General features: G+C 55.4%; 16 protein-coding genes. 8 read left to right on the top strand and 8 right to left on the bottom strand.

The features are described from left to right. Positions 1–68 precede the first annotated feature (68 nt). Both OEZ10_02205 and OEZ10_02200 read right to left on the bottom strand, forming a co-directional pair. Positions 69–1,529, bottom strand: a complete 1,461-nt coding sequence (locus OEZ10_02205) for a cobalamin-dependent protein (GenBank protein MDH5631787.1) — start codon at positions 1,527–1,529, stop codon at positions 69–71. A 12-nt stretch (positions 1,530–1,541) separates the two neighbouring features. After that, positions 1,542–3,008 (bottom strand): UbiD family decarboxylase, encoded by a 1,467-nt coding sequence (locus tag OEZ10_02200; protein MDH5631786.1) that lies wholly within the window; start codon positions 3,006–3,008, stop codon positions 1,542–1,544. Here OEZ10_02200 and OEZ10_02195 point away from each other — a divergent pair. After that, positions 3,007–3,642 (top strand): SCP2 sterol-binding domain-containing protein, encoded by a 636-nt coding sequence (locus tag OEZ10_02195; GenBank protein ID MDH5631785.1) that lies wholly within the window; start codon positions 3,007–3,009, stop codon positions 3,640–3,642. The two genes, OEZ10_02200 and OEZ10_02195, sit on opposite strands and share 2 nt — an antisense overlap. Positions 3,643–3,678: 36 nt before the next feature. On the opposite strand, the gene OEZ10_02190 is transcribed toward OEZ10_02195, so the two are convergent. Genes OEZ10_02190 through OEZ10_02180 form a run of 3 tightly spaced genes read right to left on the bottom strand, consistent with a single transcriptional unit; the run spans position 3,679 to position 6,561 of the window. Further along, a complete protein-coding gene (locus OEZ10_02190) occupies positions 3,679–4,599 on the bottom strand; it encodes a U32 family peptidase (GenBank protein MDH5631784.1) in 921 nt (306 codons plus the stop codon). Between the two features lie 10 nt (positions 4,600–4,609). Beyond that, the gene (locus OEZ10_02185) at positions 4,610–5,620 is read right to left on the bottom strand and encodes a U32 family peptidase (GenBank protein ID MDH5631783.1); all 1,011 of its coding nucleotides are present in this window, start codon (positions 5,618–5,620) and stop codon (positions 4,610–4,612) included. Beyond that, positions 5,617–6,561, bottom strand: coding sequence for a TIGR01212 family radical SAM protein (locus OEZ10_02180; GenBank protein ID MDH5631782.1), 945 nt, complete (start codon positions 6,559–6,561; stop codon positions 5,617–5,619). The genes OEZ10_02185 and OEZ10_02180 overlap by 4 nt, the downstream gene beginning before the upstream one ends. A gap of 321 nt (positions 6,562–6,882) precedes the next feature. On the opposite strand from OEZ10_02180, the gene OEZ10_02175 reads away from it, so the two are divergent. From OEZ10_02175 to OEZ10_02145, 7 genes are all read left to right on the top strand, one after another. After that, positions 6,883–7,956 (top strand): OmpA family protein, encoded by a 1,074-nt coding sequence (locus OEZ10_02175; protein ID MDH5631781.1) that lies wholly within the window; start codon positions 6,883–6,885, stop codon positions 7,954–7,956. Positions 7,957–8,045: 89 nt separating this feature from the next. Next, positions 8,046–9,269 carry an argininosuccinate synthase gene (locus OEZ10_02170; GenBank protein ID MDH5631780.1) on the top strand — a complete coding sequence of 408 codons (1,224 nt, stop codon included), beginning with the start codon at positions 8,046–8,048 and terminating at the stop codon, positions 9,267–9,269. Positions 9,270–9,272: 3 nt separating this feature from the next. After that, a complete protein-coding gene (gloA, locus tag OEZ10_02165) occupies positions 9,273–9,668 on the top strand; it encodes a lactoylglutathione lyase (protein ID MDH5631779.1) in 396 nt (131 codons plus the stop codon). 2 nt (positions 9,669–9,670) lie between these two features. Further along, positions 9,671–9,898 carry an RND transporter gene (locus OEZ10_02160; protein ID MDH5631778.1) on the top strand — a complete coding sequence of 76 codons (228 nt, stop codon included), beginning with the start codon at positions 9,671–9,673 and terminating at the stop codon, positions 9,896–9,898. Beyond that, entirely contained in the window at positions 9,862–10,602 is a 741-nt protein-coding gene (locus OEZ10_02155) for a TIGR04283 family arsenosugar biosynthesis glycosyltransferase (protein MDH5631777.1), read from the top strand. The genes OEZ10_02160 and OEZ10_02155 overlap by 37 nt, the downstream gene beginning before the upstream one ends. Then, positions 10,592–11,254 (top strand): TIGR04282 family arsenosugar biosynthesis glycosyltransferase, encoded by a 663-nt coding sequence (locus OEZ10_02150; GenBank protein ID MDH5631776.1) that lies wholly within the window; start codon positions 10,592–10,594, stop codon positions 11,252–11,254. The genes OEZ10_02155 and OEZ10_02150 overlap by 11 nt, the downstream gene beginning before the upstream one ends. Before the next feature lie 65 nt (positions 11,255–11,319). Beyond that, positions 11,320–12,660: a sigma 54-interacting transcriptional regulator gene (locus OEZ10_02145; protein MDH5631775.1), complete on the top strand. Its 1,341-nt coding sequence runs from the start codon at positions 11,320–11,322 to the stop codon at positions 12,658–12,660. Positions 12,661–12,716: 56 nt separating this feature from the next. On the opposite strand, the gene OEZ10_02140 is transcribed toward OEZ10_02145, so the two are convergent. The 3 genes from OEZ10_02140 to arsS form a co-directional block, all read right to left on the bottom strand. Then, positions 12,717–13,373 (bottom strand): rhodanese-like domain-containing protein, encoded by a 657-nt coding sequence (locus OEZ10_02140; protein ID MDH5631774.1) that lies wholly within the window; start codon positions 13,371–13,373, stop codon positions 12,717–12,719. A gap of 58 nt (positions 13,374–13,431) precedes the next feature. Then, positions 13,432–13,653 carry a hypothetical protein gene (locus tag OEZ10_02135; GenBank protein MDH5631773.1) on the bottom strand — a complete coding sequence of 74 codons (222 nt, stop codon included), beginning with the start codon at positions 13,651–13,653 and terminating at the stop codon, positions 13,432–13,434. A 238-nt stretch (positions 13,654–13,891) separates the two neighbouring features. Continuing rightward, positions 13,892–14,866, bottom strand: a complete 975-nt coding sequence (arsS, locus tag OEZ10_02130; protein MDH5631772.1) for an arsenosugar biosynthesis radical SAM protein ArsS — start codon at positions 14,864–14,866, stop codon at positions 13,892–13,894.

The raw sequence follows: 14,866 nt of genomic DNA, 5'->3' as shown, positions 1-14,866 counted from the left end.
TTATGCACGGCTGCCCAAGGCAGTCAAGGGCATCCGGGGCTCGCCCGGGCGCGGGGCGATACCCAGGTTTATCCAGCGGATTGCCGGCTCGCGGCCCGTGCCCGGAGTTTGGGCAGCGGCGGTATTCTTAACACATGGGGCAGGAACCGCCAGTAGGGCGGCGCAGCGCCGAGACTGTTGGCCAGGCGGTAAACGCCACCTGTAATCCGGCGCGAGACAGGGTGGCTGTCTTCGGCGGCATGAACGATGTTGGGTTGACGGGCAATGGTTTGGCACACCCTTCGAAGCATCCAGGCTTCGGACACGGTCGGGGAGAAATAGAACACTGGCTGCTGGAATTTCTCATCAGCCTCGAAATATCCTTCATCCACTGCGCTTTTTGCAAGCTCGGTACCGGGCAACACCCGGATACCGGTTGTGAACATGGACAAAAAGCCTTTGTGCGGCAGCATTTGTTCAACAAAGGTCATGGTGTCGTTCACGGTGGCGCGGGTTTCGCCGGGCGCCCCAAGCATGAAATACCACATGCTCGGGATACCGGATTGACGCGCAAGCTCGGCACTGCGGTAGACCGCATCGCTGGCAAATCCCTTGTTCATTTTTTCAAGGACAACATCACTGGCGCTCTCGGGCGTGATCATCATCGAGTTGAAACCGGCGCGCTTCATCAATGCAAGCAGCGACCGGCTGATGCCCAGCGGGTTAACGCCCATGGCGGTCAGGTTTACCCGCAGGTTGCGTCGCAGTATTTCCTCGCACAGGGCTTGCGCATGGGATGGTGGCAGATTGAACGTGGAATCGACAAATTCAAAACAACGCGGGTTGATAGTGCGTGATACGTGTTCGATTTCATCGACCACGTCCCTGGCATCGCGCTTGCGAATACCGCAGCCTTCGACGGCAGAGTAGGTGCAATAGCTGCACGAAAGCGGGCAACCGCGCTTGCTTTGTATGGGCCAGGTGGCACCGCGGCGCTGGTAAGCCTGCCAGTCTATCCATTGTTCCAGCCCGGAGGCGCCAAACCGGGACAGAGTGGACGGATTGTTGTCATAGATGTTGCCATCAAATCGATAACACAAGCCCGGGATGTCCCTGTAGTCAGCTTTTTGTTCCATGCACTGTAACAGCCGGGGAAAGGAATATTCGCCTTCGCCGACAATACAGAAATCCGCATCAAGGTGCTCCAGTGCCGCCTTGCCGAGTATGGAAATGGCCGGCCCACCAAGAACAATCGGTGCATCGCTGCATTGCCTGATCATGGCAATCTGCCGAGTCAGTACATTGAGATGTGATGTCAGTCGCTGATGCACAAGGTTGTCGATGTTCCTGACCGATATACCGACTGCGTCCGGCTTGAATTCATCAATATGGTTGCGCAGCAGTTGTTCGCCTTGACTGTTAATCAGCAAGTCCAGGAAGCGTACATCGTGACCGGCATTGCGAACGGCAGTGGCAACATAGGCCAGGCCGATTGGGGGTGCCGCCAGCAATTCGCCCAGGCTGTTGGAATAAACAAGCAATACGCGCACTGAGAAATCTCCTTACAGGCCGAGTGTTTTCCAGATGTTGTCAACGCGCTGTCGAGTTGCTTCATCCATGACGATGGGTTTGCCCCACTGGCGGCTGCTTTCTCCGGGCCACTTGTTGGTAGCATCTATACCCATCTTGGACCCCAATCCCGGTTGCGGGCTGGCAAAATCGAGATAATCGATAGGCGTGTTTTCAACGGTAAAGCTGTCTCGTGCCGGATCAACCCGGGTGGCAATGGCCCATATCACCTGTTGCCAGTCACGGGCATCGATATCGTCATCAACAACAATGACGAACTTGGTGTAGGTAAACTGGCGCAGGTAGGACCAGATGCCAAACATGATGCGCCGTGCATGTCCGGCATAGGCCTTGCGAATACTGACCACGGCCACCCGGTAGGAGCAGGCTTCAGGCGGCAGGTAGAAATCAACGATCTCCGGGAACTGGTGCTGGAGCAGCGGAATGAATACTTCATTCAATGCCTGCGCCAGGATTGAAGGTTCATCGTGTGGCGAGCGTCCCATGTAAGTGCTGTGATAAACGGGTTGTTCGCGATGGCTGATGCGGTCAACGGTAAAGACCGGGAACCGTTGTATACTATTATAGTATCCGGTGTGATCTCCAAAGGGTCCTTCATCTGCCTCTTCGCCGGGATGGATGTGGCCTTCCAGTACGAACTCTGCCGAAGCCGGTACTTGCAGGTCATTGGTTCGGCACTGAACCACGCGTGACCGGCTGCCGCGTAACAGGCCGGCAAACTGGTATTCGGAAATGGTGTCGGGAATTGGTGTTACCGCGGCAATTATTGTTGCCGGATCAGCTCCGATTACCACGGTTAGCGGGAACGGTTTGTCCGGGTAGCGTTGCAGCCAGTCGCGGTAATCACCAGCGCCTCCCCGGTGATGCAGCCAGCGCATAATCAGCTTGTTGCGACCAATCAGCTGTTGCCGGTAGATGCCGATGTTTTGTCTGGCCTTGTCTGGCCCGCGGGTGATGACCATGCCAAAGGTAATCAGCGGCCCGGCATCTTCCGGCCACTGGGTCATGATTGGCAGCGTCGACAAGTCAACGTTACCCGCTTCGGTGCCGCAGTCCAGGCACGGTGCGTGATCCAGCAGTTTCGGCTTGCTGTCGATCAGCTTTTTCAGTGATGGAATTTTGCCAAGTGCGTCGGCCATGCCGTTGGGCAGTTCCGGCTGTTTCATGAATGCCAGCATCCGGCCCAATTCGCGCAGTTCCTTGAGCGAGTTCCGGCCGATAGCCGTGGCCACGCGGTCAGTGGTGCCGAAAAGGTTGGTCAATACCGGGATCGAAGAGCCCGTGGGTTTTTCGAACAGCAGGGCGGGACCCTGGGCCTTGAGTACACGCTGACTGATTTCGGTCATCTCCAGCTGTGGGTTGACAGGCACATGAATACGCTTCAGTTGTCCGCGGGTTTCCAGTGAATTGATAAAGTCTCGCAAACTATCGAAGGCCATGGGAAACGAATCTCGGTTAATGATTTGCCTGCAGCTTTTTGACCGGGATCAAATGATCCGACAGTTTGTCCCGTACACTCTTGATTTTGATCAAGGTTCTTATGCCATGCTGAAACAGGTTATCAGGGTTCTCGAAGTACCGGCACGACTGGTTCCCGCTGTTGTCCATAATGAAATTACCGCCAGGCTGTTCAGCCATCTTGTTCGGGGACAGGAGATTCGTGACTCCCTGCGTGAACTCAACGGCAGGACTATTCGTGTACACATCACCGATATGAGCATGTCGCTGTATTTTGTTTTTGATGAAGGCAGGGCCAGGCGTGGCGATTCGCATCATTGGGATGTCAGCATCAGTGGCATGTTCGAGGACTTCATTGCCCTTGCTGCCCGCCAGGAAGACCCGGATACCTTGTTCTTTAATCGCCGCCTGTGTCTTGAGGGCGACACGGAGGCCGGCCTGTATTTCAAAAACCTGCTTGATGCCTTTGAGTTTGACTGGCAGGCCCATGTCAGTGATGTCACCGGGAGGCCGGTGCCTGGTATTGTCGTGGATTTGGTCGAGTCCGGTCTGCGCCGGACCAGCGCGATGCGGCGTAACCTTGAGGTGAGACTGAAAAACCTGCGGCACGCCTGAACAATATACATCGCTGCAACCGGGGTTCATTGTCGTTCAGCCTTGCCCGGCAATTTTCAGCTCATGACTGTCCCCGGCCAGGTCCATGCCGGGTCGGCCATGCCAGTAACCGTCACACAACTCGTATTCGACGAATTCCTCCAATGCATCCATGGCTTCGCCCGGACGCATGTTATTGTCCAGGAGCTGGCGGATGATATTGATGATTTCCGGCATTCCTTTTCGCTGCGGGGAGATACGAATTGCGTCAACGCCTTGCTGTTTCATGAATTCCAGGTCATCAAACAGGCAGTAGGTCTTGGCTGACTGCACCTGTGTGCCGTTAAAGGAAAGAAACGATTCCTGGTCTCGCGTTTTCATCATCAGGCCGTTGTCGTAATCGCCACAGCGAAATTCGCAATCATCCTTGCCGGTGTTGTGCGCGCGGGCAGTGTAGCAGCGTGCAGACAACGCCAGCGGCAGGCGCCCGAATACGAACACCTCGGTTTCCATGCCGGTAGGCCGGTGTTGATGAATGTCTGCCAGGCTGTCCCGGTCCATTTCAAACGGCATGATCCATCGCGTGGCGCCGCTGGCAGCAAGTTGTGCGAGCGTGTAACTGTTGTAGGTATTGATATGCGGCCCGACGACAAATGGTGAGTATTCATCAAGCATGTTGACGGCTGCCATATCGTTGGCTTCCACGAGGTAGCGGCCGTTTCGACAGATATTTTTCATTTGCAGCAGTTCGGATTCCGCTTCTATCAGCGCCATGGTTGACAGTACAACCTGTTTGCCGGCGGCTTCCAGCATGGCTGCTGTATCCAGCCAGTCGTTCAGTCGCATTTCCCGTCGTTTTGAGCAAACAATCTCGCCGAGATAAACAGTGTCAACAGGCAGGTTGGCTACCTGCTCATAAAACGCCTGCACTTCAGGTTTCTTCCAGAAATACTGTATTGGACCCAATGCCAGTTTCATCTTGGCCTCCTTATTGCCAGGGTCGGTGCAAGGCGCCAAGCGTATGACGACTGCCTTCTGCCATGCGATCCAGCTGGTGCAGCCAGCTGTCTTTCGCCCGGTAGGACCCGGGATTAGCCAGGCAATGGTCAAGCGCCTGTCGCAGAATCGCGGTGACTTGCGCCACGTAGGCCGGGCTGCGCTGGCGTCCTTCTACCTTGATGGCGCTGACACCGGCATCAACCAGGTCCGGCAACACTTCGAGCACATTCAGGTTGGTGGGTTCTTCCATGGCATGGTAAGGCGCGGAACCGCAGAGATAGCGACCCTTGCACAGGGTCGGGTAACCGGCAGCTTCATCCTTGCTGTATTCATCAATGAGTACACCGTTGAGTCGTGACCGCCTGCCGTTGGTTGTTTCCTCCCAGCGTACTGCTTCGGCAGGCGAGCATACACCGTTGGAGTTGGGTGATTTTCCGGTGACATATGAAGACAGGGTGCAGCGGCCTTCGACCATGACACACAGGCTGCCGAAACCGAACACCTCGATTTCGATGTTGGTGTGTTGAATCACCCGCCGTACCTGTGACAGTGACAACACTCTCGGCAGTACTGCACGCTTGATATTGAAATGACGGGCGTAGTATTCAATGGCCTGGTGATTGGTGGCAGACCCCTGTACCGACAGGTGCAGGCGCAGGTGCGGGTGGGTTTCGCATGCATAGTGCATCAGCCCGGTATCGGCCATGATCAGCGCGTCGATATCCTGGCCGGCAGCAATATCCACGGCCCGGGTCCAGGTCTGCCACTGCCGTGGCCGCGGGTAGGTGTTGATTGCCATGAGTACTTCGACGCCGGCATCATGCGCATATCGTATGCCTTTTTTCAGTGTTGCTTCGTCAAAGTTAAGCCCGGGAAAGTTGCGTGCGTTGGTGCCATCGCGCAACCCCAGGTAGACCGCGTTGGCACCATTATCCACGGCAGCCTTGAGTGCCGGCAGGCTGCCGGCAGGGCAGACCAGGTCTATGCGTTGTGTTGTCATGGGCAGTTCACCGTCAGTTTTTGTTGTTGTATCCCGCATCCCTGGCTGCCGCCTCGCCGCGCCAGTTCTGATTCTATGGCATTCAGCACGCGCCACTTCCGGTTGCACCAGTCGGGTGCCAGCAGAATCTGTTTTGATGCCGTGGCGGTAATGCGATGAAAGCAGATCTCCGCGGGCGTGTGTTCGATGATATCTGCCGCGACCTGGATATAATCTTCAAGCAGCAAGGGCTGATATTGCTGCCGTCGCCATTCGTTGGCCAGGCGTGTGCCCTTGACCACGTGTAGCGGGTGCAGCTTCAACCCATCAACCCCCAGATCCAGCACGCGTTGATGAGAGGTCATGTAATGCGACCGGGTTTCACCGGGCAAACCGATGATCAGGTGTGTGCATACCGGTATGCCTCGTGCCCGCGCGGCAGTAACAGCCTTGCGGTATTCTCCGAAATGATGTCCCCGGTTGATTCGATCTAGTGTTGCATCGAAACTTGATTGCAGCCCGAGTTCCAGCCATACCTCGTAACCCTGGTCCCGGTAGCGCGCCAGCAAATCGATGACCGGGGTCGGCAGGCAGTCCGGTCGTGTTCCTACGGAAAGACCGATGATGTCTGTTTCATCCAGCGCCTGGTCATACAGGGTTCGCAGATAGTCGATATCGGCGTAGGTATTGGTATAGGCCTGGAAGTAGGCAATGTATTTTCTTGCGCCAGTGCGCTTTCGTATGACCTGCCGGCCGGCTTCAAGTTGCCGGCTCAGCGGGACAGGCTGTCTGCCATTGGGGCTGAATGATGTGTTATTGCAAAAGCTGCAACCACCATGGCCCTTGCTGCCATCGCGGTTGGGGCAACTCATTCCGGCATCAATCGCAATCTTGTGTACCCGTTCACCATGGCGGTTCTGCAGGTGCTGACCAAAGGTATTGATGTAAACCGGAAGCGACACGTTGCAGGATTCTGTTACATCGTTGGTTACAGGATGCGCACATTGTATAGAAGCATGAACAAATAACAACACGACAAACCATTAATGATTGCTGTTGGTAATGGGACTCATAATCATTCAAAAGTGTAATGAGTATAAAACATAATACGAGTTAGCGGTTGCGACATTTCAGATTGCGTCAGGGCGTCGAAGTCGCCGTGATTTGCCGACAACAACACCCTGCAGGCCTGGCAGGGGCCCGGTGACGAGCTGGTTCAAGTTGTGACCGGGATTTGCCGATAATCAGGCAATACCGGAGGCCATACCGGAAAAAACCTGACTATGGATGGTAGTAAAATGCGTGCCAGCTTCCCGAAAATCCTGTTGCTGTTGACCCTGGTGCCGACCAGTATGTTGGCGTGGTCGGCGACTCACGAAAACGAGGTGGGCGGGGATGCGTCTGCCCGCGAGGATACGCTGGCGGATAACCTGAACGGCCATGCGGTGCTGGTGGAGCCAAGGCGGTACGGTCCGCGCCTGATCGAGGCCAACTGGGAACTGGAAGAAAAGGACGGCCGCTGCCTCATGCGCCAGGATATCCCTTATTACGGCAAGGCCATGTTCGTGCGCACCCCGGAAGAAATGTCGTTCCTGCTGCATACGGATCAGGGGCTGGAAGCTGTTAGCAAGTCGACGGCGACGATCCAGGCAATGCCGGCCGTGTGGCGCCACGATGACAAAATGGTCGTGCTTCCTGAAGTGGGCGTGGCCGGGAACCATACCGCTGTGGCCATGGGCAATATCCCGGCTCGCATCCTGCTGTCCCAGCTGGAGGCTGGACGCTCCCCGGAATTCCGCTTTCACGAGTTTGAAGGTGAGCACGGCGCGTTGGCGGTGTCGGTGTCGGCAGTAAAATTTCTGCCAGTCTATGCAAAATTCCTGGCGTGTGAAAAACAGGTACTGGCCAAGGCCGGCGTGCTCGGTGTGCATGCTCGCCTCGGCCAACACCCGGACGATGGCGAGGCTGAAGTGCAAGTGGCTGACCTGGCGCTGGATGTGACCGGGGAACCGAACAATGCCATCATGAAGGACATGGTGCATTTTGATACCGGCAAGTGGGAGCTGAAGCCGGATGCCCAGAAGGCGCTCAACGACATGATTTATTACCTGAAAGTTCACCCGGAGGTGAAGACGGTACTCATCAGCGGCCATACTGACGCCGTTGGCGGTGCCGGCAGCAATCTCAAGCTGTCCCTCGACCGCGCCCGCTCGGTGCGTCGCTACCTGACAACAGCCGGCATTCCGGAAACCAAGATTCGTACCCGGTTTTTTGGCGAATATTTGCCCCTGCGCGGCAATGAAACCGCGCCGGACCGCGCCATCAACCGTCGGGTCCGGGTACACCTGATCCAGTAGTCCCGGCCACCCGCGTACCTCGACAACAGGCGCGCAATCGCCCGGGTTTTGGGTATAATCGCGCCTCGTTTTTGTGCGAGGAAGCAAACATGTCGAAGTCTGATGTCCGCAAGGTGGTGTTGGCCTATTCCGGAGGCCTGGATACCTCGGTTATTCTGAAATGGCTCGAAGAAACCTACGGTTGCGAGGTGGTGACGTTTACCGCCGATATCGGCCAGGGCGAGGAAGTCGAGCCGGCTCGTGAAAAAGCCAAGGCCATGGGCATTAAGGAAATCTATATCGACGACCTGCGCGAAGAATATGCGCGTGATTTTGTTTTCCCGATGTTTCGTGCCAATGCCATTTATGAAGGCGAGTACCTGCTCGGTACCTCTATTGCCCGGCCGTTGATTGCCAAGCGCCTGATCGAGATTGCCAATGAGACCGGCGCCGACGCCATTTCCCATGGCGCCACCGGCAAGGGCAATGACCAGGTACGATTCGAGCTGGGCGCCTATGCCCTGAAGCCGGATGTAAAAGTCATTGCGCCCTGGCGCGAATGGGATCTGAACTCTCGCGAAAAACTCATGGCCTATGCCGAGCAGCATGGCATTCCCGTTGATTTCAAAAAAGGCAAGAAGTCGCCTTATTCCATGGATGCCAACCTGCTGCACATATCCTACGAAGGCGGCATTCTCGAGGATCCATGGTCAGAGCCGGAAGAAGACATGTGGCGCTGGAGCGTATCACCGGAAGCGGCACCGGACCAACCAACCTATATCGAACTGACTTACGAAAAGGGCGACATCGTTGCTATTGATGGCAAGGCCATGTCACCGGCGACAGTGATGGAGACCCTGAACAAGCTGGGCGGCGACAACGGCATCGGTCGCGATGACATTGTTGAAAACCGCTATGTCGGCATGAAGTCGCGCGGCTGTTATGAGACGCCTGCGGGCACCATTATGCTCAAGGCGCATCGCGCCATGGAATCGCTGACACTTGATCGTGAAGTGGCTCATCTCAAGGATGAACTGATGCCGCGTTATGCCAGCCTGGTCTATAACGGTTACTGGTGGAGCCCGGAGCGTGAAATGATGCAAACCATGATTGATGCATCACAGGTCGGCGTCAACGGCAAGGTGCGGGTAAAGCTGTACAAGGGCAATGTCATTATTGCCGGCCGTGAGTCTGCCAGCAACAGCCTGTTTGACCCGGAAATTGCCACTTTCGAGGATGATGCCGGTGCCTACAACCAGGCAGATGCCGGTGGCTTCATCAAGCTCAACGCCTTGCGCATGCGTATTGCTGCCAAGCTGAAGGCGAGGAAATAAGTCATGCGCATGCTGCATACCATGATTCGTGTTGGTGACCTGGACAAGTCCATCACCTTTTATACCGAGGTGCTGGGTATGCAGTTGCTGCGTCGCAAGGACTTTCCTGACGGCAAGTTTACCCTGGCATTTGTCGGCTATGGCCCGGAAGACAAACACGCTGTTATTGAGCTGACGCACAACTGGGATACCGACAGTTATGATCTTGGCAACGGTTTTGGTCACGTGGCGCTGGAAGTGGAAGATGCCTATGCCGCCAGCGATGAAATCAGGAAGCGTGGCGGCAATGTTGTGCGCGAAGCGGGCCCGATGAAACACGGTTCAACCGTGATCGCCTTTGTCGAAGACCCGGACGGCTACAAGATCGAGTTGATCCAGGCCGGAACGCGGGGAGCCTGAACATGTTCAAGTGGCTCGACAAGCTGGACCTGTTTACCATTGCCTTGCCGGCCATACTGCTGGGGTTGGCGCCGTTCCAGCCCGAACCACACCTGTGGGAAAAGCTGAAAATGCTCGCAGCCGGAACCCTGTCCAGGCCCATTGATATCTTCGACCTGTTCATGCATGGCGCAGGCCCGGTATTGTTGCTGGTATGGCTGATTCGCAAAAAGCTGCTGAAGATCAGTTAGCCCGCAAAACACCGGCGATCAGCATCGTTGTGCCGGTGCTGAACGAAATCCGGGTCATCAAATCCCTTGTTGAACACCTCCTGTCACACCAGAACAACGCGTGTGAAATAATCATTGTTGATGGCGGCAGTCATGACGGCACACTCGAACTGCTGGGTCAGTATGTTGCCAATGACAATATCAGCCTGGTGCGCGCAACCGCCGGGCGGGCAAACCAGATGAATGCCGGGGCGCGATGTTGTCGCGGTGATGTCATTGTATTTCTTCATGCCGATACCCGGTTGCCGGATGATGCGATGAAGCAGATCAGCAGGGCGATTCTGCAAGGAAGTGAATGGGGCCGCTTTGACGTGCGTTTCAAAGAGGACCGGTGGCTGCTGAAACGGGTAGCGTTCATGATGAACCTGCGTTCCTGTTTGACCGGTATTTGTACCGGCGACCAGGCCATGTTTGTGCGTCGTGATGTATTTGTGATGCTGGACGGCTTTGCCCCGATCATGCTGATGGAAGATATTGAGATGAGCGCCCGCCTGCTTGGAGTAGGTGCGCCCGCCTGTATTCATGAAAGCGCCACAACTGATGCGCGGCGTTGGCTCAATCGAGGTATCACACGAACGGTTGTGCAGATGTGGTGGCTGCGATGGCGTTACTGGCGCGGTGCAGCACCGCAGCGGCTGGCAGCCAGGTATTTGCATGAGCGCTGAGCATAAAGCCGAGCTGGTTATTATGGCCAGGCAACCGTTACCAGGTATGGCCAAGACGCGTCTCGCCCCGGTGTACGGCGATGTCGGTGCTGCCGCCATTGCCGGATTTCTGTTACGCCAGACCGTAGAGCAGGCAACCGCAACCTGGCCGGGCTCGGTAGTGCTGGCGGTATCACCGGATTGCCGGCACCCGCTGGTTGAGCAGTTGTGTCGCCAATATGCGCTCGAATGCCGTCCCCAGGTGGAAGGCGATCTTGGCAATAAAATGCAGCAGGAGCTGGTGCGCAGCCTGGTTGCGCATGAATTTGCGGTGATTATCGGGACCGATAGCCCGTATGCACTGGCCGGAGTCTTGCCCCTGGCGTGGCAGGCCAGTATTACGGAGCAGGCGATCATCGCGCCAAGCCTGGACGGCGGATATTATTTGTTAGGATTGCGAAAGCCGCGACCACGGCTGTTTCTGGGCCTGCCGTGGGGTGCGGCATCCGTATATGCCGGGACCATGGAACGATTCCGGGAGCTGGGCATGTCTCCGCTAGTACTGCCGGAGGCCCAAGATATTGATACGTATGAGGATGTGGAGGAAATTGTGCCCCGGTTCCCCGGGCTGGCAGCATTCATCGAACAACTGTCAGTGACATCAAAGGTTTAAAACCCCGGCTTATTGGCCTATTATTTGTTGTATATTACTTGAATCAATGAATTCGAGGGTGTGCAATGGATAGAATGGTCAAGCCGTCCTGCGAGCAGATAATTGATATTCTGCCCGAACCATTTGTGGTTATGGATCGGAACTACCGGATCCTGGCGGCAAACCGCGCATATCTCGAGCGTTTCCAGAAATCTGCTGATGAAGTCGTTGGCCAGTGCTGTCACAAGGTCTCGCATCACTCCGATGTGCCATGCAGTCAGCATGGTGAATTGTGCCCGCTGGAGGAAGTGTTTCGTACCGGCAAATCCACCCAGGTTATGCATATTCATTATGACTGCGAAGGACACGAGGAATATGTCCAGCTTCGCGCAGCTCCCATTGTCGGTGAAGACGGCGAAGTGCTGTACATGGGTGAAACCATTCATCCTGTTGCCCATACCACCAAGGAAGCCTGTGGCCTGGTCGGCCGTTCACGCCCGTGGTTGCACCTGGTGGGGCTGCTGCAAAGGGCGGCGCCTACTGACGCCACGGTGTTGTTGCAGGGAGAAAGTGGTGTCGGCAAGGAATGCGTGGCGGAATATATTCACCAGTTTTCCAGGCGCACGGTCGGACCGTTCATGGTTCTTGATTGCGGCGCAATCAACGACAGCCTGATTGAGTCAGAGTTGTTCGGTCACGAAAAGGCCGCGTTCACCGGTGCCGACAAGCGCAAGATCGGTTTGTTTGAAGCCGCTCGTGGCGGAACCCTGTTTATTGACGAGATTGGTGAAATGCCGCTGGCCATGCAGACGCGTCTATTGCGTGCCCTCGAGACCGGCAAGATACGACGAGTCGGCGGTACGGAATATATTGATGTTGATGTGCGTATTATTGCCGCTACCAATCGTGATCTCCGGTTCATGATCCAGGAGGGACAGTTCCGCAACGACTTGTATTACCGGTTGAGCGCTTTTCCGGTGCAGATACCGGCCTTGCGTGACCATATCGATGATATCCCGGCGCTCACGGAGACGTTCCTGTCAGTCTTGCCGGACGGTGATCGGTTATTGCCGTTGTCACCCGAGGTTATTGAATCATTGCTGGGTTACGACTATCCCGGGAACGTTCGGGAGTTGCGGAATATCATTGAGCGTGCGGCGATACTTGCGGGTAATGAACCACTCAGGCCGGAACACCTGGTGTTTGGCGGCGATCAATCGGTTAATGTCTCCCGGGCAGGTCGATGTGCGCAACTGAGTAGCGATGCCCTGTTGTACAAGCAAAGACGCCTGAACGAAGACGAGGTGATGCAGGCGCTGGCACAGGCCGGTGGTCATCGGGGCAAGGCAGCTTCGTCGCTGGGCGTGGGTGAGCGCACCCTTTATCGCTACATCAGCCGGATGCGAAAAAAAAATCCCGGGGCATGATTTGCCCCGGTATAACTTCACATATAGTGGAGGGAATCGTAAATCGTGTTAGAGGGCTATTTCCCTTTTACCGTGGACAAGCCCAGAATTTCCCAGTCCTGCATGCCGCCGCGGTACCATTTGATCTTGTGTTCCGGGTAGCCCAGTTTCAGCATATTCTTGATGTTGTTGGGTGACTGGCCACACCACATGCCATTGCAGAACATGACCGCTGTTTTTGCACCGCTGAAATCAAGCAGGCCTTCGCGTTCCTTGACACCAAAATGCTTCTGAAGAATTTCGGACACGGAGATCGGGTCAGCACCCTTGTCCATGTTCATGAGCTTCCACGGGATATTGATGGATCCTGGAATGGTGCCTTTTTCAACCCAGTCCGGTGTACGTGAATCCACCACGATGATTGAAGTGTCACCGTCTTTCATTTTCTTCAGGTATTCCAGCATTTCCAGTTCAGCAATGGTTTCCACGCCCGGCGCCAGTACCGAGGGTTGAATGCAGAACGGCGGGCACGGCCGGGACGTCTTGGCGAAATCGGGGTTAACCGTCGCCTTGTTGTCCTGGTTGCGCGCAATACTTACATTCTTGCCATTGTGCTTGACTGTTACCGAGGCGACATCCGGGCTGATATTGACCTTCCCGGATTTTGCGTTGACGCTGTTGGACAGGGAAATTGCCAGGGTAATACCGATTGTAATCACGGTGAGTTTTTTCATTCTGCGGTCTCCTCCTTATTAAAGAGTAGTTTTTGGAGCGTGTTTACTGGTTGGGAAACTAGTCGTCACAGTTGTCTTCCGGGTTCGAGCCATCACCGGATGGTTTGGGCTTTTTGCCATCTTTCTTCTTGGCGGAGTCTTCTTCTTCAAAGACCAGTGGTCCGCACAAAGCGGAGTTTTGCGCGGCAAGAGAAGCCCGGGAGTTGTCGTTTTGAACGGCGGCGTTGGCAGGCAGAGCAAAACAGCCGAGCACGGCTGAAAGAATAATTCGATTCAACATGGTACATCCCCTCTACACTATGTTTGTTGAAGCAGGTTCGATCCCTCAATGCCCGGGCTTGCACGGTATCTCGCCCGCCATCGGTAATCGTTATATGAATGAATTACTGCAATCGTTGTGCCAGAAATGAATAGCGCAGATTATCAACGAGTTATCGATAAACTTCGGGCTGGCTGGCTGGCCTTGTGGCAGAAGTGGCAGTAAATGTGGCAGAAGTGGCAGAAGTGGCAGTAGCCAATCAGGCGAGACTGCCACCGCAACTGCTGCCGGCGCCGGCAGTACATCCGAGGCAATGGGAGTCGGTGGCAATGATGGTTTCGTACAGCATGTCAGGGTCAATATCCCAGAGCCGGGTATTGCGTCGATAGCCGAGACCAAGACCCAGTATCTGGTTGAAATCGCAATCATACACGCGCCCCTGCCAGTCAACGCTGACCAGGTGACGGCACATTAGCCCGTCGAGCGTATCCGGGTTGAAGTTATCCTTGAGCAACTGCATGTAGCTTTCGCACTGACCGGTACGTTCGAGATAATGTGCAAACCGGCTGATAGGAAGGTTGCTCAATACCAGCAGGCTGGAAAACCGAATTCCGAAATCATCAAGCAGTCGTTTCCGGTAGTCATGTTCCAGAGAGGGCTGGGATGGTGGCAGGAAGGCGCCACCGGGGTTATACATCAGGTCAAGTTGCAGGGTATCACCGTAACCCAGTGCATTCAGGGTTTGCAGCATGCGAATGCTCTTCTCAAAGACGCCCTTGCCGCGCTGGCTGTCGACGTTGATTTCACTGTAGCAGGGCAGGGAGCAGACCAGGCGAACATTGTTTGTCGCATACCATGATGCCGTGTCTTCCTGTCCTGGCTCCTCCAGTACGGTCAGGTTACAGCGACTGGTAACTGCCACGTCCTGTTTTCTGCAGGCCTCGACCAGGCGACGGAAATGCGGATTGAGCTCCGGCGCACCACCGGTGATATCAACAGAGCGCATGTTATGTGTGCCGATCCAGTCGATAATACGATCGACTGTTTCAGCAGACATGATTTCTGTCCGCCTGGGTCCGGCATCTACATGACAATGATTGCACGCCTGGTTACACAGCCAACCGATGTTGATCTGCAAGTCTCGAAGCGGGGCGCGTTTCAGGCGGCGGGTATCATGCCGGGCCAGCATGACATCAAATTCATTGGCAGCCGGTGATGTGTTTGTACATTGCAT

Source organism: Gammaproteobacteria bacterium, assembly GCA_029880545.1.
GTDB lineage: Bacteria > Pseudomonadota > Gammaproteobacteria > Acidiferrobacterales > SZUA-150 > JAOUOD01.
Note: the sequence above shows the minus strand (reverse complement) of the source record. Positions and strands in the feature narration are given on the sequence as shown.